Genomic DNA, 19056 nt, shown 5'->3' with positions numbered 1-19056 from the left:
CAACCCAGGCGAACGGGTCAACCGCAGGGAACGCACCAGGGCAGAAGCACGGGTCATGGCTGAAGAGGGAGCCGCTCCGGCCAGCGACGCATCACCACCAGCCCCAGCACCACCAGCACCGCTGGGATCAGGCCCATGCAGAGCCGGATCGCCACCAGCGCACTGGCGGGCTGAAGGGCATCGCGCACCGCCTGGTAGCCACTCAGGCTCATCATGTTGCCGAAGAAGAACAGGGCCAGACTGATGCAGATCTTCTGGGCCAGCACCATCCAGGCGCTGTACTGGCCGGCCGGTTTTTCAGGATCAGCGTCGATGGCATCCGGTAGGAGCGCCCAGGGGATCAGGTAGGCCGTCGAGGCGCCGAGGCCAGCCACCATGATCGTGGCCAGCAACGCCGCCAGGCGCAGACCGTTGGCCAGGGAGCCCAAGGGGGCGATGCCGGCTTGCATGGCCGGCAACACCATGGCGGAGAGGCAGGCGGCGATCCAGAGCCAGGTGCCCAGATGGAGGGCCCGCAGCCGCCCGGAGCGATGGCACACCGCCGTCCACACCCAGAGGCCCGCCAGGGTGCTCACCATGAAGGGCAGCAGGATCCAGTTGCTCCAGCTCTCCGGCAGACCGATCACCACCGGCAGGTAGATGAGAGCAGCGGTCTGCATGATCTGCAGGGCGCACCACAGCAGCAGGTAGAGGCCCAGAACGCGCAGGAAGCGGCCGTTGGCGCGCACCCGCTTCAGCAGGCGGCGGGTGGTGCCGGCGTGCTGCAGTGGCCGCTGGCAGTGGCGGGCTGCCGGGGCCAGGCCCCAGCCGCACAGCAGGGTGGAGCTGGTGACCAGCAGGCCGGTGAGCACGCCCAGCTGCAGGTAGCTGGCGGGGTTGTGGTGGTCGCGCAGCAGCAGGCCACCGAGCACGATGCCCACCAGGCTGGCGATGATCGAGCCGGTGAAGCGTGAGGAGTTGAGCCGCGTGCGCAGCGACACATCCGTGCTGAGTTCCGCCGCCAGGGCGGCATAGGGCAGGTTCACCCCGGTGTAGAAGCTGTTGGCCAGCATCGAGATCAGCAGGAACACCGCGAACTTCACCCACTGGTTGCCGGGCGGCAGCCACCACATCGCCGCCATCGCCACGCCCAGGGGCAGGGCACTGCCGAGGATCCAGGGGATGCGCGGTCCCCAGCGGCTCTGGGTCTTGTCACTGAGCCAGCCCACCACCGGGTCGTTCACCGCATCCCAGAGGCGGCCGATCATCAGCACAAGGCCCGCCATCCAGGAGGGCAGCCCGGCCGCTGCTGTGTAGAAGATGAACAGGTAAAAGCCGATCAGCGAGGCGGCCATGCCGGTGCCGGCGTCGCCCAGGCCGTAGGCCCAGAGCAGGCGCTGACGGGCCGCTCCGCGCAGATCCGCGGCATCCGTGAGGGGCACCGGTGGGGCTGGCGCTTCGCTTGCGGTGGGCGCCAAGGGCTGCAGGGGAGGGGACGCGGAACGCAGGCCATAATGGCGGAGCCCGACAGGGCCAGAAGCAGTACAGACGTACTGATGCGGGCGTAGTTTAGTGGTAAAACCTCAGCCTTCCAAGCTGATGATGCGGGTTCGATTCCCGCCGCCCGCTTGCCGCTCCACGCCTTGCCGCTCCACGCCTTGCCGCTCCACGCCTTGCCGCTCCACGCCTTGCCGCTCCACGCCTTGGTGATCCGTTCCCTTCCGCGCTGCTGGCTTCTGCTCAGTTCGGTGCTGCTCTGGCCAGCCCTGGCTCCGGTCGCGGCCCGCTCAGGAGAGTCTCCCCTGGGCAAGGCCTCCCCGGCTGAGGCGCCCGCAACTCAGAACAGCCTTCAGGATTCGCTGCGGCAGCGGCAGGCGTTTCCCTTCCAGCCCGACTGCGATGGCAACACCCAGGAGATCGTGGCCTGCCTCTGGCAGCAGCGCAACCAGGCCGATGTGAGCCTGGAGGGCCTGCTGGGCCAGGGCGCCATGCTCGAGCCGTGGCGCTCCAGCCGGCGCCAGGTGTGCGAGCAGACCACCCGCCCGGTCGAGGGCGGCAGCATCGGGCCGATCGTGTGGCTGGGCTGCGAAAACGCGCTCAACGCCACCTTGATCGAGCAGCTCAGCGGGGCGCCGGCGCCCTGAGTCCAGCGCTTGGCAGATCACGTCCTGATCCATGCCGTGACCTTCCCCCTGCCTGGCTCAGGCTCTACGCCTGATGGCCATGGAATCGGGCTGGTGTTCAGAGCCCGCTTCGGGGTCACGCGCACTGGCCTCTGCAGAGGCCATGGAAGACGTCATCACGCTGTTGCGATGCCAAGCAAAGAGTAGTCAGAGAAAGCGATATCGACTATGCCGCTGTCGAGCATTTGCAGGCTGTGCTGAGCCAGGAAGGCGGCCAGCTCGTCAGGGTTGGCAACCTTCTGAGTGGCCAGTATCCGGCTATCCTGCCTTACCGGAAGCCCAGTAGATGTGTTGACCGCCATAGTCTTTGGCCTGTGGCCGAGAAGGGTGGTCAACATTGCCTCCACAAAGTCGGCACAGCAAGATGGCTCGATAATCGTCTCGTAATCAGAAAATAAGATGCTGGTCTTGTGATCGATTGCCAGCTTCAGAGACAATGATAGAAAGTCATGGATGTGGGCCGAATAAGACTGAAACGAATCGGCAGAGAAAACCACGTGCTGGTCTGCGGTCTGCATGCCACCCCACGAACCAAGGCGGGTTGCAATCACATCCGAAAGAAACGAATGGAGCCGGTTTCGGGTATGGATCACCAGAGCGTCAGATCGCGCCACTACTCTCTCAAGCGCCTCGGCGGACAAGTGTGCCGGGAAAACCTTGAACACCAGTGCCTCGGAGTTGGGTTTCAACTCCGAAATGGCATCAATCAAGGCGAGAGGATCGTGACGATAGACCTCCCTTGAGTATCCTTGAATGAACTCAGAGCACGCCCTAAGGGCTCGATCACGTTGCAAATGGCGTGTTGCTATGGCCGGGTTGACATGGAAGATCTCAAGAAGAGCTGTTACTCGAAATTGTCCAATTTTGCGAATCAGCAATGAGGATCCCGTTCTCGGATACGAGATGACCGTGATGATCTTCATGGCCTTCGTTCAAGAAGTCGCTGTCCCCAAGCCAGCCAGTCAGCCCAGGCCATCCCGTTCAGACGTTGAGATTGGGACAGATGACGCTGGTGTTCGGCTGTGGATCGCTCTGCCAGTTTCCGAGCAGGTCCAGCAGTTCCGTTCTGAACTGGCGCAACTCCCGCAGGCGTTCATCCACCAGATCGATCTGGCGCTGGAGCTGCCGCTGGATGTCGCCACACGGGAGTTGGCCGGCATCGTGGACCGCCAGGCATCCCTGAATGTCATCAAGACTGAGCCCCAGGGTCTTGAGCCGCCGGATGAACTCCAGACGGCGCAGGCTGTCTTCTGCGAACAGCCTGTAGCCGCCGGTGCTACGGCCCACCGCTGGCAGCAGACCGAGCTCTTCGTAGTAACGGAGCGTCTTCACGGGCAGGCCGCTGCGGCTGGCCAGCGCGCCGATCTTCATGCCTGCAGGTGCCGGCGCCACACATGGAGAACGGCCGGCCCGTGGTGTGGTAGCCGCGCGGGAGGTGACGGGGGCGCAGGCCACAGGAAGCAAACTGTCCATCTCAATGGAGACTGTAGCCCTCGCTGAGCGGCTTTCCGCCCCTGGCTTTGAGCAGCCTGGCCTTGACTCTCCAGCCAACTAGAGCCCATAGGTTAAAGGCACTGTCACCCGCAGCGCCCCAGCCCTTCCTCCAGCCCCCGCGATGAGCACCCCGTCCGCCAGCCCTCCCTGTTGCCATGCCGAGGATCCAGCCGGCGCGGCCGATGGCATGGAGCGGGAGCTGGCCCGGGAACGCACCGAGCTGCGCCGCAAGGTGAGTGTGGCGGTGGTGCTCACCGCCCTGGTGATGCTCGCCAGCCTGCCCCACATGCTCGGGGTCCACAGCCTGCCCTTCCTGCCGGGCTGGTTCACCAGCCCCTGGACCCAGCTGATCCTCACCACGCCGGTGCTGTTCTGGTGCGGCCGGGGCTTCTTCAGCGGCGCCGCCTCGGCCTTTCGCCAGCACAGCGCCGACATGAACACCCTGGTGGCGGCCGGCACCGGCATCGCCTGGCTCACCTCGCTGTTCAGCACCGTGTTCCCCCAGCTGCTGATCGCCGAGGGCCTGCCGGCAGACGTCTACTACGAAACCGCCGCCGTGATCCTCACCATGGTGCTGCTGGGCAACCTGATGGAGGCCCGCGCCCGGGGGCAGACCTCCGAGGCGATCCGGCGCCTGCTGCAGCTCCAGCCCCCCACGGCCCGGGTGCTGCGTCACGGCCAGCCAGTGCAGATCCCCGTCTCACAGCTGGTGGTGGGCGATCTGGTGCAGGTGCGCCCGGGCGAGAAGCTGCCCACCGATGGGGTGGTGAGCGAAGGCAGCTCCTGGGTGGAGGAATCGATGCTCACCGGGGAGCCCACGCCTGTGGCCAAGGCGGTGGGCGATGCGGTGATCGGCGCCTCGATGAACCGCAGCGGCAGCTTCACCTTCCGGGTCAGCCGGGTGGGGACAGGCACGGTGCTGGCCCAGATCGTGGAGCTGGTGCGCCAGGCCCAGAGCTCCCGCACCCGGGTGCAGCGGGTGGCTGATCAGGTGGTGAGCTGGTTCGCGCCGGCGGTGATCGCCCTGGCCATTGCCGCCTTTGTGATCTGGTTCCTGGTGAGCGGCAATGCGGTGCTGGCGATGCTGTTTCTGGTGAGCGTGCTGGTGATCGCCTGTCCCTGCGCCCTGGGCCTGGCCACCCCCACCTCGATCATGGTGGCCTCCGGCAAGGGGGCGGAGAACGGCCTGATCTTCCGCAGCGCCGAGGCCCTCGAAACCGCCGGCACGCTGCGCACCATCGTGCTCGACAAGACCGGCACCCTCACCCGCGGCCAGCCGGAGGTGACCCAGTTCGAGCGACTCGACGGTGGCGCGCTGCCGGCTGACACCCTGCTGGCCCTGACGGCCGCACTGGAATCCCGCTCGGAGCATCCCCTGGCCGAGGCGATCGTGGCCTATGCCACACACCAGCTGCAGCCGGGCGATCTGCCGGCGGTGACGGACTTCGAGGCCGTGGCGGGACGCGGCGTGCAGGGGGTGATCGCCGGCCAGCAGGTGCGGGTCGGCACCCCCCGCTGGCTCCCCGAACTCGGCATCGACACCGCGGCCCTCGAGCCCCTGGTGGAGCGCCTGGAGGCCCTGGCCTGCAGTGTGGCGGCCGTGGTGGTGGACGGACGGATCGAGGCCTGCTTCGGGGTGGCCGATCCGCTCAAACCCAGTGCCACGGCAGCGGTGGCGGCGCTGCGGCGGCTGGGTCTGCAGGTGGTGATGCTCAGCGGTGACGCCCGCCGCACCGCCGAGGTGGTGGCCGCCCAGGTGGGGATCGAGCGGGTGGTGGCCGAGGTGCGTCCCGCCGACAAGGCCTCGGTGGTGCAACGGCTGCAGGCGCAGGGGGAGGGCCCGGTGGCGATGGTGGGCGACGGCATCAACGACGCCCCCGCCCTGGCCCAGGCCGACGTGGGCCTCGCCATGGGCACCGGCACCGATGTGGCGATCGCCGCCAGCGACGTCACCCTGATCTCCGGCAACCTGGCCGGCGTGCCGGCGGCGATCGAGCTCAGCCGCCACACCATGGCCAACATCCGCCAGAACCTGTTCTTCGCCTTCGCCTACAACGTGGCCGGCATCCCGATCGCCGCCGGTGTGCTGTTCCCCCTCACCGGCTGGCTGCTGAGCCCGATGCTGGCCGGCGCTGCCATGGCCTTCAGCTCCGTGTCGGTGGTGAGCAATGCCCTGCGGCTGCGCCGCTTCCGGCCTGCGCCCCTGCCGAGGGCTGCCTGATGACACTCCCAGCCCTGATGTCGCTCCTGCCTGGCCTCGCTGCCGCTGCCACCAGCGCCTCCACCGCCGAGCCGCTCTGGCGCAGCATCGAGCAGCCTGTGCTGCTGAAGGTCCTGGTGGCCGGCGCAGGGGTGGCACTGATCATCTGGGAGCTGTGGTGGTTCCTCGGCCGCCATGGTGGTGGCGTGGCGGCCCGCGAGGGGGAGCACGGCCTGCAGGAGATCACCATCACCGTGGACGGCGGCTATGCCCCCTCGCGGATCCGGGTGAAGGCCGGCCAGCCGGTGCGGCTCAGCTTTCACCGGATCGATCCGAGCGGCTGCGTGGCGAAGGTGATCTTCCCCGATTTCCACCAATCCCTCGATCTGCCCCTGGATGCCACCACCTCCGTGGACTTGCCGGCCAGGGCTGCCGGCAGCTATCCCTTCCACTGCGGCATGAACATGGTGCGGGGCAGGCTCGAGGTGGAGTAGTCAGCCAGGCCCACCATCATGACCAGCGCCACATGAACGCCCCCCTGCCGCTCGGCCTGGCCGCTCAGAGGGCAAAGAGCTTGTCGTACTGCGAGTACTCCGGCTTGCGCAATCCCTCCACCGCCAGCATCCGGCGCAGCTCGATGATCTCGGCCCGCTGGGCCACGATCACAGCCCGCGCGAAGCGCCGGATCGTGGTGTTGGTGCTTTTGGCCAGGGCGTCGTGGGCCATGATCAGCGCCCCGCCGTGGTGGTGGATCATGCCCTCGAGGAACCACACCACCCGGTTCTCCAGGGTGGGTCCGGCGCCCATCATCCGCATGCCCTCGATCTGGGCCTGGCTCATGCGGGTGAGGCCGGAGAGGCTGTTGGGATCGCCGCCAGGCGCCAGCGCCACGGGATACACCGGCGCCTGGGGATACCAGGCCTTGCGCCACAGCCCCATGGCGCGGATTTCGCTGGCCTGATCCCGCCAGATCGTGTTGCCCAGGGCCCCCACACCGGGCTGGTCAATGCCGAAGACGAATTCACTCATGCGCAGGGCGCCGGTGTGGTGCTGCACCATGCCGTCGAGGAAGCGCAGGTCGTAGGTGGCGCCGGCGGGGCCCACGTCATGGGCGTGGCCTGGGGTCGTCATGCCTGGCATGCCGTCCATGCCGTGATGACCCTCGTGGGGATCCACCTGGGCCAGGGCCGGGGAGGAGAGCAACGAAGCCAGAGCCAGTGCGGACACTCCGAACCGAAAGGCGGATCCAACCATGGGGAAAGGGGACAACGAAGCGGTTCAGTCCACCGTATGGTCTCCATCCAGCTGGAGAGTCAAGGGAGGCAAGCGCTCCACGCCAAGGCGCCTGCCCCCTTCGCCAGCGGCAGCGAGAATGGGCTGCTGAGCCGCTTCCCCCGATGACGCCCCTGCCCCCCGAGCCCGACGACCAGGATGCCGACGACAGGCTGGTGGATCGGGGCTTGCCCCTCGGCATGCGGCTGCTGGCCCTGGTGGGGGCGTTGTCGTTCGTGATGCTGGGCCTGAACAGCCTGCTGCCGGTGTTGCAGCCACCGCCCACACCGCCCTCAATGCCGGATCAGCGCGAGGGCAACCTCACCTGAGCGGATGCCCTCTGCCCCTTCGCCCCCTGCCGCTTGAAAGACCCGGCCGTCTGGGACCAGCTGCTGCAGCGCTATGTGGATGGCGACGGCAGGGTGGATTACGCCGGCTGGCAGAGCAGGGATGTGGCCACCCTCCGCGCCTGGCTGGCCGCCCAGACGGCCCACACCGAAGGGCCCCAGGAGCAGCTGGCCCACTGGATCAACCTCTACAACGCCTTCACGGTTCAGGCCGTGCTGGAGGCCTACCCGATCGCCTCGATCCGCCCCAGCCTGCTGGGACTGCCGAACTGGGTCGGTTTTCTGCGCTTCTTTCAGCGGCCGCTGCACCGGCTGCAGGACGGTTGCTTCAGCCTGGCCCAGATCGAAAATCAGCTGTTGCGCCAGCTGGGGGATCCGCGCATTCACTTCGCGATCGTGTGTGCCTCGGTGGGTTGTCCCTTGCTCCGCCAGCGCGCCTACCGCACCGACGCCGTGGAGCAGCAGCTCGAAGCTGACCTTCACCGCTTCATCCACAACCCCGCCAAGGTGCGCTTCGAGCGGGAGCGCAACATCCTCTGGGTCAGCCGGATCTTTCAGTGGTACCGGACTGACTTTCTGGCGGTGAACGCCTCTCTGCCCGGCTACATCCTGCCCCGGTTGGGAGATGGAATTCCCCCAGGTCCAGAGCCCCAGGTGCGGTTCCTGCCCTACGACTGGAGCCTCAATCAGCAGAGGGGCTGAGTCGGCGCCCTCTCAGCGAACGTCGTCATAGAAGCGCCGCAGGTGCCGAGGTGGCAGGCCCAGGCCCCAGAGGATGCCGATGCCGAGATAGGTGGCGATGGCCTTGCCGGCCCCCCAGGCCCGCACCCGACGATCGGAGCTCACCACCACCCGGCGGATCAGCCGGATCCTGCCCTGCTTCAGCAGCCTCAGGCAGAGGTCACCGTCTTCCAGCAGGGGCAGGGCTTCATCGAAACCTCCGCCCTTCCAGAAGGTGTGGCGCCGGGTGATCATCACCTGATCGCCAAACAGCAGCCTCAGCCCCCGCAGGAACTGCAGCGGCCGAAACAGCAGCGGCGCCAGATAGGTTTTCAGCAGGTTCAGCCCCGACACGCCCCAGCAGGTGCGCTGGCCTGAGCGCATCAGGGAGACAAAGCCGGCGCAGGCCACCGAGGGATCGGCCAGGGCGCGTTCCGCCACCTCCACCAGATCCGTGGGGATCAGGGTGTCGGCATGCAGGAAACAGAGCAGCGCCCCACTGGCCTGGCGAGCCCCCTCATTCATCTGCACCGCCCGGCCGGTGGCCGGCGACTGGAGCACCCGCACCCCCGCTGACGCCGCAATGGCGGTGGTGTGATCGTGGCTGCCGCCATCCACCACCAGCACCTCCCAGGCCGGCGGGTCGAGGGCCTGCAGCCGCTCCAGGGTGGCGGCCAGGCAGGTGGCCTCATTGAGGGTGGGAATGATGATCGAGAGGCGCTGCATGGGGAGTGCGCTCAGGGCCGGCCCACCAGGCCAAAACACGGGCTCAGGGGGCCCAGGCGCCGGATCACCCCCTCGTAGAGGCCCAGGCTGATCAGCAGGGAGCCGGCGCAGATCAGGGCAAATTTGGCGCCGATGGCGAGCGGCAGCGGCACCACCCACCAGCCCAGGCCCACCAGCACCGGCTGGTGCAGCAGGTAGAGCGGCATGGCGGCCTTGCTGCCGTAGCTCACCAGCGGATGGGGTGCCTTCAGGAAGCGGCGCGCCAGGGCGACCAGGGCCAGCACGGCGCACCAGCTGTTCCAGCCGCGAAAGGCCTGGAACAGCTGGGCGGCAGCAGACTCATCGCCCGCAGCGGGCGTGGCGCCGCTGAGCGTGAGGGCCAGGAACACCGCCATGCCCACCATCGCCAGCGCCACCAGGAGCCGGCGGCGCCGATCCAGCACCACCCAGAAGCCGCCCTGGTGGCAGAACAGGTAGCCGTAGACGAAATACAGCAGGTAGAGCAGCAGATTGGCCCAGTCGTCGTAGAGGTTCTGGAAGCCCGGCCAGCGGGGCCGCAACAGGGCCTCCGAGAGCATCAGGGGCAGGGCCAGCAGCAGCAACGAGCCCAGGCTCACCCGCCAGCCTGCACCGCCTTCAGGTGGGCTGGGGCTGGCCTGAGCACTCAGCCGGCCCAGCAGCGGCAGGCAGAGCAGGGTGATCACCAGCAGGTAGGCCAGAAACCAGAGGTGGGCCCACTCGAAGTGACCCGTCGGCCGAATCCCATCGAAGAAGTGGGGGTAGAAGCGCAGGTAGCCCAGGGCTGAATCCACGCTCTGCAGGTCGTGCACGTACACCTGGGGCGGCACCAGCACCAGGATGCCCACCCCCAGGGGCAGCAGCAGCCGTTGCAGGCGTTCGCGCAGGTAGGCCCCCGCACCGCGCGATCGCAGGGAGTACCAGCTCGCCGAGCCCGCCAGAAAGAAAAAGAGGGGCATGTGCCACTGATGCACCAGCACCAGAAAGCCCCCCAGGGCAGCGCTGCTCTCGGGGTTGCTCACATAGAACGTGCCCAGATCGCCCGCGTAGAACACCGCTGCGGCGTGGAAGGGAATCAGCAGCAGCACGGCCAGCACGCGGGCGCCGTCCAGGGCATGGCAGCGGGGCGCAGGGGAAGCAGCCGCAGCTGGACCGCTCACGGGCCCGTCAGGCCGGGGCTTCCGCCGCCAGCGCAGGACCGAACAGGCGGTCGGTGGCCTTCACATACCAGGCGGCGGCCTGCACCTGAACGATGTAGGCCAGGGCGATGATCAGGGCGATCTCGGAGCCTCGGGCCCGAAGGCCGTCATCGCCAGGGCCAGGGCGATCGAGAGGTTGCGCATCACCGTGCCGTACACGAGGGCGATGCCGTCGCTGCGGGGAAAGAAGCGGCGCGCCACGAGGGTGCTGAGGGCGAAGTTGATGCCGTAGAGCAGCAGCAGCGGGATCAGCATGCGCACCAGCAGCAGGGGCTGGCCCACGATCAGGGGCGCCTTGAGCGCCATGGCCACGGCCACGATGCCCACCACGCCCAGGGTGGAGAAGGGGGCCAACCGTGGCTTGATCACCTTCCTGTAGTGCTCCGCGCCCCTGGCGGCGATCAGCGCCACGCGGGTGATCTGCCCCAGCAGCAGCGGCAGGAACACGATCAGCAGGATCTGCTGGAACACCCTGGCCATCGGCACGTCCACCGCTGTGCCCATCAGCACCCTGGCGTAGAGCGGTGTGGCCAGGGACCCAAGCACCAGCCCCACCACGGTCATGCGCACCGCTGCTTCCAGGTTGCCCTTGGCAAACCCCGTCCAGGAGATGGTCATGCCGCTGGTGGGCAGCAGCGCCGCCAGCAACAGGCCCAGGGCCACCAGGGGTTGGCTGGCGAAGAACAGCCGGCCGATCGCCAGGGCCACGAACGGGATCACCAGAAAGTTGATCGCCTGGGCCGTGAGCTGCAGCCTGAGGTCTCTGCCACCCAGCAGCAGCGGCAACCGCAGGTCGATCAGCATCGGATACACCATCAGGAAGGTGAGGGGCATCACCAGGCTCACCAGCCAGGCCGAGGGCAGGGTCACCCCCCAGGCCAGGCCGAGCAGCATGGCGGCTGGGATGGCCCACACCAGGCGCCGCTGCAGGGCCATCAGCAGGGCGAAGGGCCAGGGGGCGGTGGCCATGGCGGCTGCAGCGCATCGAAGTCATCACTCTACGCGTTTATGCGCATAATCAGGTGTTATTGGGTCACGGCACTGCGGCGCAGGCGAATTCACTCCAGCGCCGTTCCACCAGTTCAAAGCAGGTCGGTGGCGCCGTGGGCAGCTTCCTGAGCAGGGCGATCAGCTCGGGGCCATGGCCACTCAGCAGCACCACCAGCTCCCTGGCCGGGTCGTAGCTGTCGAGGGCCCCCAGGCTCGGACGGATCGCTGCCGGTCCCAGCCCCTGGTGGCGCAGCTGGGCGGTCACCTCGCTTCGCGCCACATAGCGCCGGCTGAACCGCACGCCGTCGAGGCGCCAGTCGTGCTCAGGTTCGAGCGGAGCGGCCAGGTGGCAGATCAGCAGACCCCGGCCGCTGAGCCGATAACCATCCCAGGCGGCATGGCCGATCAGCAGGCTGTTCTGCTCCAGAAAGCGCGGTTCCCAGGCCCCTGAGCAGGCGGATTCCTGCCCATGCCAGGACCTCGGTCCCCGCCACGGCTGCCCTGGCCAAGCCGGCAAGTCAGGCCACGGCATCGACCTGCTCCGGACAGGGCACCAGGCGCTCAGTCTCCCGATCCCAGAGCTTGAACTGGGCGCAACTGAGCATGTCGCCGAGTCGCAGACAGGGCACAGCCGCCAGCAGACGGGCATTGGCCTGGTGGGCGGCGCGCAGGTTGTAGTTGGGAATGCGCTCCGAGAGGTGGTGGATGTTGTGGTAGCCGATGTCAGCCGTGAACCAGCGCAGCCAGGCCGGCATCTGCAGATAGCTGGTGCCTTCCAGAGCTCCCTGCATGTGGCTCCAGCCCTCGGTGTTGTGGGCGTAGCTGCCCTCAAAGATGTGCTGAACGAAAAAGATCCACAGGAACAGGGCTGCCGAGAAGGTGAGGGTCACGCCGTAGAGCCCCAGCACCAGGCCGAATCCCCAGCGCTGGCCGGCCGCCACCACCAGGGCGATCAGCACCACGTTGTTCAGCAGCAGATCCCAGAACTCGGCCGAGCGCGGCACGGCCTGGGCCCGGACCGCCCGGGAGATCTCCTTGAGAAGCGCCAGCCTGGGCTGGATGGCGAGGTAGTAGAAGCCACCGGGGAGGGCCATCAGCGGATGGCGCAGCAAGGCGTAGGTGGCCTGCTGCCTGGCACTCAGCTGGGCGTAGTCGTCGGTGGTGATCAGGTCGGTGACGCCGCGATAGCGCTCCCAGTCGCCATTGGTGCGGTGGTGAAAGGCGTGGTCGTTGGACCAGGCCAGCTGGGGAATGGCATTCACCAGCCCCAGGATGAAGCCCCCCACCCGGTTGAGCCAGCGGCTGCGGAACAGGGAATGGTGGCCGCAGTCGTGCATCAGGGAGAAGCAGCGCAGCGAGAACAGCACCAGGGGAATCACCAGCAGGGGCACGGCCCAGGGCGCCCGCTGGGCGAGATGGATGGCCAGGGCCCAGCAGGCCAGGTAGGGGCCCACGGCGCTGAGGATCTGATAGGCGCCGCGCCAGTTGCTGCTGCGGGCATAGGGGGCCAGAACGAAGTCGGCTGGCCGGAGATCGGTGGTCATGCAGGAGGGCGAGGGGGGCATCACGGCACGAGCGGATCAGCCGGCGCGGACACCAGAGGCTGGCGCCGGCCCGGTCCGGCCCTGGAGTGCTTGTTGGGGACGTGAACGTCTGCGGCGCGTCTCAGCGCTCGGGCAGGCCCTGGCAGGCTGAAGGCGGGTGGCTTCCAGGGCTGGAAAGAAAGGCTTGGCTCATCGTGGAACCCGGTCCGCGCCGGGGGAGAGGGGTGATCACAACGGCGAGCGTTCTGACTGAGGGGTGCTCCCAGGAGCGAACCCCATCACAGCTGCGGGACAGCGCCGGACTCGCAGAGGGTCCAAGAACCCCCTCCCCACCGGACTTTCCTCCTTGCGTCCAGGGTGTGAACCACTGGAACCGTCACGGCCAGTCTGGTGCAGATGTCAGCCAACTGACGCCTCTGCGGCGTTCAGCGGGCAGCGAAGGCGATCGGGCCGAGGATCAGGGCCGCGCCAGCGACGGCGAGCAGCAGGGCCACGGCGGCGGTCCAGCGGCTGGGCAGCTGCCGCAGCACGAGATAGCTGCTGCCGCTCACCAGCACCGAGGCGGAGAAGGAACCCGCCCACCACAGCGCTGAGGCGGCACCGGCCGGAGCCTCCTGACCATGGAGCATGGCGTGCACGGCCACGGCTGCAGCGATCAGGCACCGCAGAGCTCCAGGGCCGGCGCCAGCGGCGACTTCTGGCTGCGCAGCACCAGCAGGGCCACGGCGGGGATGGCCAGGGTCGCCAGCAGCTCGGCACCAGGCAGCCCGCCGCCCATGGCGCCGAACACGCCTCCAGCCAGGGCGCCAGCCAGCCCCCAGAGCAGCAGCTCGGCCGAGAGGTAGGAGGCCGCGGCGCCAACGGCGATCAGCAGCAGCAGGTGGTCGGTGCCCGCCAGTGGATGCAGGAAGCCTCCCACCAGGCCGCCTGAGGCCACGTTGTGGGCCTGGGCCGGCTGGCCGAGCAGCAGGGTCGTGGCGGTGGCCAGGGCCACCAGAAGGCCGAGGGAGCGGCTGGAGCGGAGGTGTTGCATGGTTTCTCCCGGTTTCCGCGCCGGGCAGGAAAGAACTCAAAGCGGCGAGCGTTCTGACTCAGGAGCAGGTCTCTCCATCACAGCTGCGGGACAGTGCCGGAGTTGCACCGGACTTTCCTCGTTGCCTTCCGGGCCAGAGGCTCGGAAACCACTCCGCTCCCATTGTGCTCCTGCTGCGGCGATTCGGCCGCAGACCTGATCCCACAGACCTGATCTCTGGGATTCAGGTCTTCCTCGCGCCAGCCCTGCTCCAGCCTCCAGCGGCGGCGACGCTGGCCAGTTGCAGCCAGCGGGCCGCCGGGGAGCGTCCTTCTCGCTCACGGGCGGCCCGCAGCAGGGGGCGCCAGGGGGGGAGCTCGGTCAAACGCTCACGCCCTCAAAGAGCCACGCCCTCACGCCGCTTGGCCGGAGCGCCGCTGGAACGCCAGCCCCGCACCACCCACAGCCGCTCCGCCTACAGCCAGCGCGCCAAGACCTCCTGCCACGGCCAGGAACCCCAGCGTCTGCAGGGCCAGCAGGAACAGGCCCAGGGCCGAGGCGGCCTTGATCTGGATGCGGGCCTTGATCAGCAGGGTGAGCAGCAGCAGCACCGTGGCCTGCAGGCCGGCGCTTGGCGGCGAGGGCCGCGGTGCTGATGAGGCTGAAGGGGCAGGGAAGCAGCATGGCTTGAGGGCAGTGCCCCCCATGCTGGCGGGTGGGCCCTGCCGGGCGTTGCCCCTGTTCAGCTGAAGCCCCCCAGCCGGATGCCGGCGCCCACCACCACGAAGGCGATCGCCAGGGCTGTGATGGCGCGGATGTGCCAGGTCAGGGGGCCCAGCCTGGCGTCGCTGAGGTTGGGGATGAGGCGCAGCCGGGCATCCAGGGCCAGGGCCACGGTGGCGGCCAGCAGCAGCAGCTTGGTGCCGACCAGCACGGCGATCGGGTTCGCCGGGTTGAACAGCCCCTGCAGGCCCGGCAGGTAGATCCAGGCCATGGCCAGGCCGGTGATCACCTGGATCGCCAGGGCGGTGAGCCCCAGGGGCTCAAACACCTCCTCGTAGGCCCGGATCGGCGCGGCGCTGGCCTGGCGCAGGGCCCGGGGCAACACCCCCAGATCCAGCACCAGGTGGCCGCCGGTCCACACCGTGGCGGCCAGGGCATGCACGATCACCAGCCAGGAGAACAGAGACATCGCTCAGGGCAACAGCGGCCCGCCGGTTTGGCGGCTGATGGCCACGATCCCAGGCCGGGGCACCCTGCCGGGCACGCCCGAGGGCCAGTTCGAGCCGGTTGGCACCCAGCGCTCCTGCTCGAAACCCGCCCCGTCGCGATCCACCAGGGCGGTGGTGTGGCGGCTGACCTCCTGGGCCCTGCGGCTGCCGTGCACTTCACCGGGGTGCTGCACGGCCAGGAACAGGGTGTGCTCAGCACTGTCGAAGCACGGCCCGGTGAGCTCGCACTCCATGGGCCCGGTGGCGAAGCAGAGGGCCTCGCCCCGGGCCGGCCCGCGCCTCGGCAGCACCCAGCAACTGTTGTTGCCGAACGCCTCGGCGGGGCTGGCCCCGGAGGAGCGGTCGGTCACCACCCAGATGTTGCCGGCCCCATCCACCTCCAGGTTGTCGGGGTTGGCGAAGCCCATGCCTCCCTCCCAGGGCAGGCCGCCCACCGCCACCATCTGCCAGCGGAAGCCGCCGGCGCTGGCCGTGCTCTCGCTGAGCCGCATCACCCAGCCATGGGGCCAGGTGGGCTCCCCGGCCGGGCCGGAGAAGATGGCGGGGTCGGCCCGACCCTCCCGATCGGCTCCCCCCGCCGTGAAAGCGATCAGCAGATCGCCCGTGGCCGGATCGATCACGGTGTCTTCCGGGCGGGCGGCGGCGGTGGCCCCCACGGCGTTGGCGGCCAGATGGGCATCGATCAGGATCGCGCCGAGCTGGGCGTCCCCTGTGCCGGGGTAGAGGGAGGCCAGGGTGCTGAACTGCTCGCGGTAGCGCTTCACCTCGGCATCGCTGCTGAGGTCCACGGCGCCGGGCTGGCGGCGGTCGGGATCGGGCAGCCGCGTGGCCTGGCTCAGGCCCCAGCGCTGGTAGTGGCTGGGGAGCTGGGGCGCCAGGGCGGTGGAGGGCAGCAGCGGAATCCAGCGCCCCTGGCGCCGGCGCCGAACTGGGCCACCTCCAGGCGCCCGGCGCTGAACAGGGCGGAATTGGCCGGATCCAGGGGGTCTCGGACCCGGCCCGCGCTCACGAAGCGGTAGAGGTGGCCGCCGTGGCGGTCGCAACCGGAGTACAGCACCAGGGGCTGGCCCGCCTCGGCCTTCACGGCCACGGCCTCATGGCGGCAGCGCCCCAGGGCCGTGTGCTTCACCGCAGGCCGCTGGGGCCGGCGTGGATCCACCTCCACGATCCAGCCGTACTTGTTGCCCGCCAGGGCGAAGGGGTTGCCCAGGCCGCGGAGCCTGCGGCCGTCCCAGTGGAAGGGGAGCTCAGACGGATCCAGGGAGGAGCCATCGGCGTACACCGCCTCGCACACCTGCGTCTGGATGTTCTCCTCGGCGCTGAGCACGGTGCCCCAGGGGGTGGTGCCGCCGGCGCAGTTGGCAAAGGTGCCGATGATCCGCTCGCCGAGGCCGTCGTCGTAGCCGAGACGGCGCTCGGCGCGGAACACCGCCGCCGCCGGCCCACTGGCGCGCAGGGCCTGGGCGGGATCCTGCAGGCCACTGAGGCCGCTGATGCGGCGGTCGAAGCGCCCTGGCTGGCGGCGCCAGCGGCCTTCGGGCCCCTGCTCCAGGCCCGCCACGCCGATGCCGAGATCCTCAAGGGCAGCGCCGGCCACCTCCTTCACCATGGCCAGCAAGGAATCGCCACTGGCCAGGGCGGTGGCATCCACCCGGGAGTTGCGATCGGCCAGGGCCGCCTGGAGCTGCTCCAGGGGCAGGCTGAGGCCGCGGGCTTCACCCAGCCCCTCCGCCCAGGGAAGGGGGCTGATGTACTCGAAATTGACGGTGAGCAGGGCCTGCCCCGGCGCCAGGGCCAGGTAGGCGAGGTGGTCGTTGTTGTATCCGAAGCTCCCATCCCCCAGCGGATCCCCCCACACCGCCAGCAGATCGGCCCGGTAGCCAGCCGGCACCACGAGGCGATCCTCCAGGCGCACCTGGCCGTAGTGGCGGCGCTGCTCCGCGGCGCTGAGGCCATCGAGGGGCAGGGGCAGCGGCGTGGGCACCGGCTGAAAGGGCAGCCCGCCGCTGCGGCCACTGCCGCGGATCGGGCTTGGCGAGGCGCGTCCTGGCCTGGCCCGCCCGGCCTGGGCCGATCCGGCTGTCGCCAGGCCGAGCAGCACCAGCAGGGAGCGACGGTTCATGACGGCCAGTCTCGGGCCAGACCGTGGTCGTCCAGGCGACAGCCGCTTCGCAACGCCCCCTCTTCACGGCTCCCCCAGAAGGATGCCAGGATGAACACACTTCGTAACATCGCCATGACCATGGGCGAACTGTTTCTCGAGTCGATGGCCACCGGGGTGATCACTCCTGAAGAGCTGAACTGGCTGGCCAGGCGCCAGACGGAGTTTTCCCGGGTGGAGGAGGCCGCGGCCCTGCGCCTCGGCAGGCTTCTGGATCAGGGCGTGATCCAGCTCGGCTGCCGGTTGCCGCGGCTGGCCTGAGGGTTCGCCGCCATGCTGGATCCCCAGGGGGGGCTGTACACCCAGAAACCGGAGCTCAGCTCATGTCCGCGTCACTGGCTTTCGTGCTGGCTCCTGAGTCGGGCCTGCCTCCTGATGGCGACACCGACTGGGAGCAGCTGAGCCTGGCCCAGCGCCACGGCATCCGCCAAGCGGCGGCCTTCCGGCTCTATGCCCTGCCGGAGGCTGCACCCCCGGGCCTTGCCGAGCCTGGCTCAGGCCTGGAGGCACTTCCATTCAACGGCACCATTCCCGAGGGGCTGCCCCAGGCTCCTGCGACCCAGCTCTATTGCGATGCGGTGATCCCGCGCTTCGATCCGCCGCAGTTGTGGCTGGCGGTCTACGCGCTGGAGGACGACCGCACCAAGGCCGTCGCCCTGGACCGTTTCCCGCTGCACCAGGCAGAGAACGAAGCCTGCTGGTTCTATCCCACCGACGACGGCACCTACCTCTGCTGGGAGCGGGCTGAGGCCATCACCCTGGCGCCAGGCTTCATCGCTGATCCTTCCTGCTGCCCCTCGGCCTCGGACTACCGCCGCAGCTCCCTGCATCTGTTGTGGTCCCTGATGGCCGACGACCCGGACCTCACCTGCGTGGGGATCACCTACGCGGGGGTCCGCCTCGAATGGCCGGTGCTGAGCGATGAGCCCGCGGCTGCCGCCTCCTGGACCGCCTTCGCGGTGGACAGCGCCGCCAGCCCCCATTACCGCCAGATCGCCACGGTGCGGGCCCATGGCCCTCAGAGCAGCGATTCGCAGGCCTCGCCTTCGCCATTGCCATCCCGGCAGTGGTGACGGCGCCGCAGGGGGCAGCCCAGAACTGTGAGCAGGCGCACCATGGAGCCATGGTCCAGGCCCCGGGTGTGAGGGCTGGGCGCTCAGGCTCCCTGACCGGCGCTGACGGCAACTGCCTGGGGCTGGGCAGCCGGACGGCCGTCGCGGGGACCATCGACCGACTCGCGCACCAGTTCAGCGGTGATGGCGCCGTCAAAGGAAAGGCGCCCAGGGCCGAGCAACAGCAGGGCCAGGCTGCCGCCGAGGTACAGCACCACCAGCTCCAGCACGTAGATGTTGAGCCCGGCGGTGAGGATGTGGTGATAGGCGGCCACGGCCATGGTGCCGGTGATCGCCAGGGCTCCCAGCGGTGTGAGCAGGCCCAGGATCAGCAGCCAGCTGCCCACCACCTCCGAGAAGCCGGCCACGTAGGCGAGCAGCAGGGGGAAGGGCAGGTGCAGCGGCGCCACATAGGTGTCGGCGAAGGCCTGGGGATTGGCGAGCTTGTCCTGGCCGTGGTGAATCATCATCAGGCCGATCGCCAGCCGCAGGGCCAGCAGGCCGAGGTTGGCGGCAGTGCCCTTCTCGAGCACATAGCGGCTCAAACCGCCCTGCACAGCCGGACGTTGCAACAGGCGGGTGAGCGGGCCGGCGGTCTCGGCCGGGGCGAGGTCGGGCCGGTTCAGGCGCAGCAGCCAGAGGGCCATCAGGGAGCCGGTGAGCCCGGCGAAGCCCTCGAGGAGTTGGGCGGTGGTCATCGTTCAAGGGAGATCTCCCCAAACTCTGGCAAGCTGGGTAACGAAACGTGAAGTGTTGACTGAGAAAGGGGCAGGGCCGGAAAACCGCCCCCCGTTTCGGGCCCCGCGGCGCCCCAAAAGGCTCCAACCACTGTTACTATTTCTTCACGTTTCGCAACCAAGCGCAACC

Annotated in this window: 23 protein-coding genes, 1 tRNA gene, 1 pseudogene and 2 riboswitches; of the genes and pseudogenes, 8 read left to right on the top strand and 17 right to left on the bottom strand. The window is 68.7% G+C overall.

Translation table 11 applies throughout. The features are described from left to right. Nucleotides 1-53: 53 nt before the first annotated feature. Complete coding sequence (locus IQ220_RS00235) at nucleotides 54-1457, bottom strand: MFS transporter (protein WP_370566284.1); 1404 nt, start codon at nucleotides 1455-1457, stop codon at nucleotides 54-56. Nucleotides 1458-1537: 80 nt separating this feature from the next. Here IQ220_RS00235 and IQ220_RS00230 point away from each other — a divergent pair. Together IQ220_RS00230 and IQ220_RS00225 are read left to right on the top strand one after the other, a co-directional pair. Next, nucleotides 1538-1608: transfer RNA gene (locus IQ220_RS00230), tRNA-Gly, on the top strand. Further along, the gene (locus IQ220_RS00225) at nucleotides 1608-2123 is read left to right on the top strand and encodes a lysozyme inhibitor LprI family protein (protein ID WP_193912753.1); all 516 of its coding nucleotides are present in this window, start codon (nucleotides 1608-1610) and stop codon (nucleotides 2121-2123) included. The genes IQ220_RS00230 and IQ220_RS00225 overlap by 1 nt, the downstream gene beginning before the upstream one ends. A 155-nt stretch (nucleotides 2124-2278) precedes the next feature. Here the strand turns inward: IQ220_RS00225 and IQ220_RS00220 are convergent, their stop codons facing one another. Beyond that, on the bottom strand, nucleotides 2279-3085 hold the full coding sequence (locus IQ220_RS00220) for a hypothetical protein (protein ID WP_193912751.1): 807 nt from the start codon (nucleotides 3083-3085) through the stop codon (nucleotides 2279-2281). Nucleotides 3086-3143: 58 nt separating this feature from the next. Continuing rightward, a complete protein-coding gene (locus IQ220_RS00215; RefSeq protein ID WP_193912749.1) occupies nucleotides 3144-3533 on the bottom strand; it encodes a heavy metal-responsive transcriptional regulator in 390 nt (129 codons plus the stop codon). A 244-nt stretch (nucleotides 3534-3777) separates the two neighbouring features. Between IQ220_RS00215 and IQ220_RS00210 the strand changes: the two genes are divergently transcribed. Then, nucleotides 3778-5877, top strand: a complete 2100-nt coding sequence (locus IQ220_RS00210; protein ID WP_370566283.1) for a copper-translocating P-type ATPase — start codon at nucleotides 3778-3780, stop codon at nucleotides 5875-5877. Between the two features lie 17 nt (nucleotides 5878-5894). Then, entirely contained in the window at nucleotides 5895-6350 is a 456-nt protein-coding gene (locus IQ220_RS00205; protein ID WP_193912747.1) for a cupredoxin domain-containing protein, read from the top strand. Nucleotides 6351-6414: 64 nt separating this feature from the next. Here IQ220_RS00205 and IQ220_RS00200 read toward each other — a convergent pair whose 3' ends face one another. Further along, nucleotides 6415-7110, bottom strand: coding sequence for a DUF305 domain-containing protein (locus IQ220_RS00200; protein WP_193912745.1), 696 nt, complete (start codon nucleotides 7108-7110; stop codon nucleotides 6415-6417). A 143-nt stretch (nucleotides 7111-7253) separates the two neighbouring features. Between IQ220_RS00200 and IQ220_RS00195 the strand changes: the two genes are divergently transcribed. Then, entirely contained in the window at nucleotides 7254-7457 is a 204-nt protein-coding gene (locus IQ220_RS00195) for a hypothetical protein (protein ID WP_193813906.1), read from the top strand. A 33-nt stretch (nucleotides 7458-7490) separates the two neighbouring features. Then, complete coding sequence (locus tag IQ220_RS00190) at nucleotides 7491-8177, top strand: DUF547 domain-containing protein (RefSeq protein WP_193912743.1); 687 nt, start codon at nucleotides 7491-7493, stop codon at nucleotides 8175-8177. Nucleotides 8178-8189: 12 nt separating this feature from the next. Here IQ220_RS00190 and IQ220_RS00185 read toward each other — a convergent pair whose 3' ends face one another. The 12 genes and pseudogenes from IQ220_RS00185 to IQ220_RS16270 form a co-directional block, all read right to left on the bottom strand. Continuing rightward, nucleotides 8190-8921 (bottom strand): TIGR04283 family arsenosugar biosynthesis glycosyltransferase, encoded by a 732-nt coding sequence (locus IQ220_RS00185; protein WP_193912741.1) that lies wholly within the window; start codon nucleotides 8919-8921, stop codon nucleotides 8190-8192. An 11-nt stretch (nucleotides 8922-8932) separates the two neighbouring features. After that, nucleotides 8933-10099: an acyltransferase family protein gene (locus IQ220_RS00180; protein ID WP_193912739.1), complete on the bottom strand. Its 1167-nt coding sequence runs from the start codon at nucleotides 10097-10099 to the stop codon at nucleotides 8933-8935. Between the two features lie 111 nt (nucleotides 10100-10210). Then, nucleotides 10211-11107: an arsenic resistance protein gene (locus IQ220_RS00175; protein ID WP_228008781.1), complete on the bottom strand. Its 897-nt coding sequence runs from the start codon at nucleotides 11105-11107 to the stop codon at nucleotides 10211-10213. A gap of 64 nt (nucleotides 11108-11171) precedes the next feature. Further along, on the bottom strand, nucleotides 11172-11645 hold the full coding sequence (locus IQ220_RS00170; RefSeq protein WP_193912737.1) for a hypothetical protein: 474 nt from the start codon (nucleotides 11643-11645) through the stop codon (nucleotides 11172-11174). Between the two features lies 1 nt (nucleotide 11646). After that, nucleotides 11647-12693, bottom strand: coding sequence for a fatty acid desaturase (locus tag IQ220_RS00165; protein ID WP_228008780.1), 1047 nt, complete (start codon nucleotides 12691-12693; stop codon nucleotides 11647-11649). Nucleotides 12694-12889: 196 nt separating this feature from the next. Then, nucleotides 12890-13065, bottom strand: a riboswitch (cobalamin riboswitch). A gap of 32 nt (nucleotides 13066-13097) precedes the next feature. Then, the gene (locus IQ220_RS15415; protein ID WP_228008779.1) at nucleotides 13098-13316 is read right to left on the bottom strand and encodes a hypothetical protein; all 219 of its coding nucleotides are present in this window, start codon (nucleotides 13314-13316) and stop codon (nucleotides 13098-13100) included. Between the two features lie 11 nt (nucleotides 13317-13327). Next, entirely contained in the window at nucleotides 13328-13705 is a 378-nt protein-coding gene (locus tag IQ220_RS15410) for a HupE/UreJ family protein (RefSeq protein WP_228008778.1), read from the bottom strand. A gap of 25 nt (nucleotides 13706-13730) precedes the next feature. After that, a riboswitch (cobalamin riboswitch) is annotated at nucleotides 13731-13873 on the bottom strand. 88 nt (nucleotides 13874-13961) lie between these two features. After that, nucleotides 13962-14069, bottom strand: a pseudogene (locus IQ220_RS00155) (pyridoxamine 5'-phosphate oxidase); the annotation flags it as partial. A gap of 28 nt (nucleotides 14070-14097) precedes the next feature. Next, entirely contained in the window at nucleotides 14098-14391 is a 294-nt protein-coding gene (locus IQ220_RS00150; protein WP_228008777.1) for a hypothetical protein, read from the bottom strand. Between the two features lie 35 nt (nucleotides 14392-14426). Next, a complete protein-coding gene (locus IQ220_RS00145; RefSeq protein ID WP_193912735.1) occupies nucleotides 14427-14876 on the bottom strand; it encodes a CopD family protein in 450 nt (149 codons plus the stop codon). 3 nt (nucleotides 14877-14879) lie between these two features. After that, the gene (locus IQ220_RS16275) at nucleotides 14880-15794 is read right to left on the bottom strand and encodes an alkaline phosphatase PhoX (protein WP_370566312.1); all 915 of its coding nucleotides are present in this window, start codon (nucleotides 15792-15794) and stop codon (nucleotides 14880-14882) included. Next, the gene (locus tag IQ220_RS16270; protein WP_370566282.1) at nucleotides 15752-17038 is read right to left on the bottom strand and encodes a PhoX family phosphatase; all 1287 of its coding nucleotides are present in this window, start codon (nucleotides 17036-17038) and stop codon (nucleotides 15752-15754) included. The genes IQ220_RS16275 and IQ220_RS16270 overlap by 43 nt, the downstream gene beginning before the upstream one ends. A gap of 90 nt (nucleotides 17039-17128) precedes the next feature. Here IQ220_RS16270 and IQ220_RS00135 point away from each other — a divergent pair, with 90 nt between their 5' ends. Both IQ220_RS00135 and IQ220_RS00130 read left to right on the top strand, forming a co-directional pair. Continuing rightward, on the top strand, nucleotides 17129-17338 hold the full coding sequence (locus IQ220_RS00135) for a hypothetical protein (RefSeq protein ID WP_370566281.1): 210 nt from the start codon (nucleotides 17129-17131) through the stop codon (nucleotides 17336-17338). A gap of 62 nt (nucleotides 17339-17400) precedes the next feature. Beyond that, entirely contained in the window at nucleotides 17401-18150 is a 750-nt protein-coding gene (locus IQ220_RS00130; protein ID WP_193912734.1) for a hypothetical protein, read from the top strand. 83 nt (nucleotides 18151-18233) lie between these two features. Here the strand turns inward: IQ220_RS00130 and IQ220_RS00125 are convergent, their stop codons facing one another. Then, on the bottom strand, nucleotides 18234-18887 hold the full coding sequence (locus IQ220_RS00125; RefSeq protein WP_186697160.1) for a DoxX family protein: 654 nt from the start codon (nucleotides 18885-18887) through the stop codon (nucleotides 18234-18236). Nucleotides 18888-19056: the final 169 nt, after the last annotated feature.

The sequence above is a fragment of the Cyanobium sp. LEGE 06113 genome, assembly GCF_015207615.1.
The sequence above is the reverse complement of the archived record's forward strand: the minus strand, read 5'-3'. Positions and strand labels throughout refer to the sequence as shown.

Bases quoted from the DNA above. Each gene is read 5' to 3' on its own strand.
- IQ220_RS00125 (WP_186697160.1), bottom strand. From the start codon at position 18,887: ATGACCACCGCCCAACTCCTCGAGGGCTTCGCCGGGCTCACCGGCTCC.
- IQ220_RS00175 (WP_228008781.1), bottom strand. From the start codon at position 11,107: ATGGCCACCGCCCCCTGGCCCTTCGCCCTGCTGATGGCCCTGCAGCGG.
- IQ220_RS00145 (WP_193912735.1), bottom strand. From the start codon at position 14,876: ATGTCTCTGTTCTCCTGGCTGGTGATCGTGCATGCCCTGGCCGCCACG.
- IQ220_RS00195 (WP_193813906.1), top strand. From the start codon at position 7,254: ATGACGCCCCTGCCCCCCGAGCCCGACGACCAGGATGCCGACGACAGG.
- IQ220_RS00210 (WP_370566283.1), top strand. From the start codon at position 3,778: ATGAGCACCCCGTCCGCCAGCCCTCCCTGTTGCCATGCCGAGGATCCA.
- IQ220_RS16270 (WP_370566282.1), bottom strand. From the start codon at position 17,038: ATGAACCGTCGCTCCCTGCTGGTGCTGCTCGGCCTGGCGACAGCCGGA.
- IQ220_RS00135 (WP_370566281.1), top strand. From the start codon at position 17,129: ATGAACACACTTCGTAACATCGCCATGACCATGGGCGAACTGTTTCTC.
- IQ220_RS00215 (WP_193912749.1), bottom strand. From the start codon at position 3,533: ATGAAGATCGGCGCGCTGGCCAGCCGCAGCGGCCTGCCCGTGAAGACG.
- IQ220_RS00165 (WP_228008780.1), bottom strand. From the start codon at position 12,693: ATGCCCCCCTCGCCCTCCTGCATGACCACCGATCTCCGGCCAGCCGAC.
- IQ220_RS00185 (WP_193912741.1), bottom strand. From the start codon at position 8,921: ATGCAGCGCCTCTCGATCATCATTCCCACCCTCAATGAGGCCACCTGC.
- IQ220_RS00200 (WP_193912745.1), bottom strand. From the start codon at position 7,110: ATGGTTGGATCCGCCTTTCGGTTCGGAGTGTCCGCACTGGCTCTGGCT.
- IQ220_RS00220 (WP_193912751.1), bottom strand. From the start codon at position 3,085: ATGAAGATCATCACGGTCATCTCGTATCCGAGAACGGGATCCTCATTG.
- IQ220_RS00205 (WP_193912747.1), top strand. From the start codon at position 5,895: ATGTCGCTCCTGCCTGGCCTCGCTGCCGCTGCCACCAGCGCCTCCACC.
- IQ220_RS15410 (WP_228008778.1), bottom strand. From the start codon at position 13,705: ATGCAACACCTCCGCTCCAGCCGCTCCCTCGGCCTTCTGGTGGCCCTG.
- IQ220_RS00130 (WP_193912734.1), top strand. From the start codon at position 17,401: ATGTCCGCGTCACTGGCTTTCGTGCTGGCTCCTGAGTCGGGCCTGCCT.
- IQ220_RS00150 (WP_228008777.1), bottom strand. From the start codon at position 14,391: ATGGGGGGCACTGCCCTCAAGCCATGCTGCTTCCCTGCCCCTTCAGCC.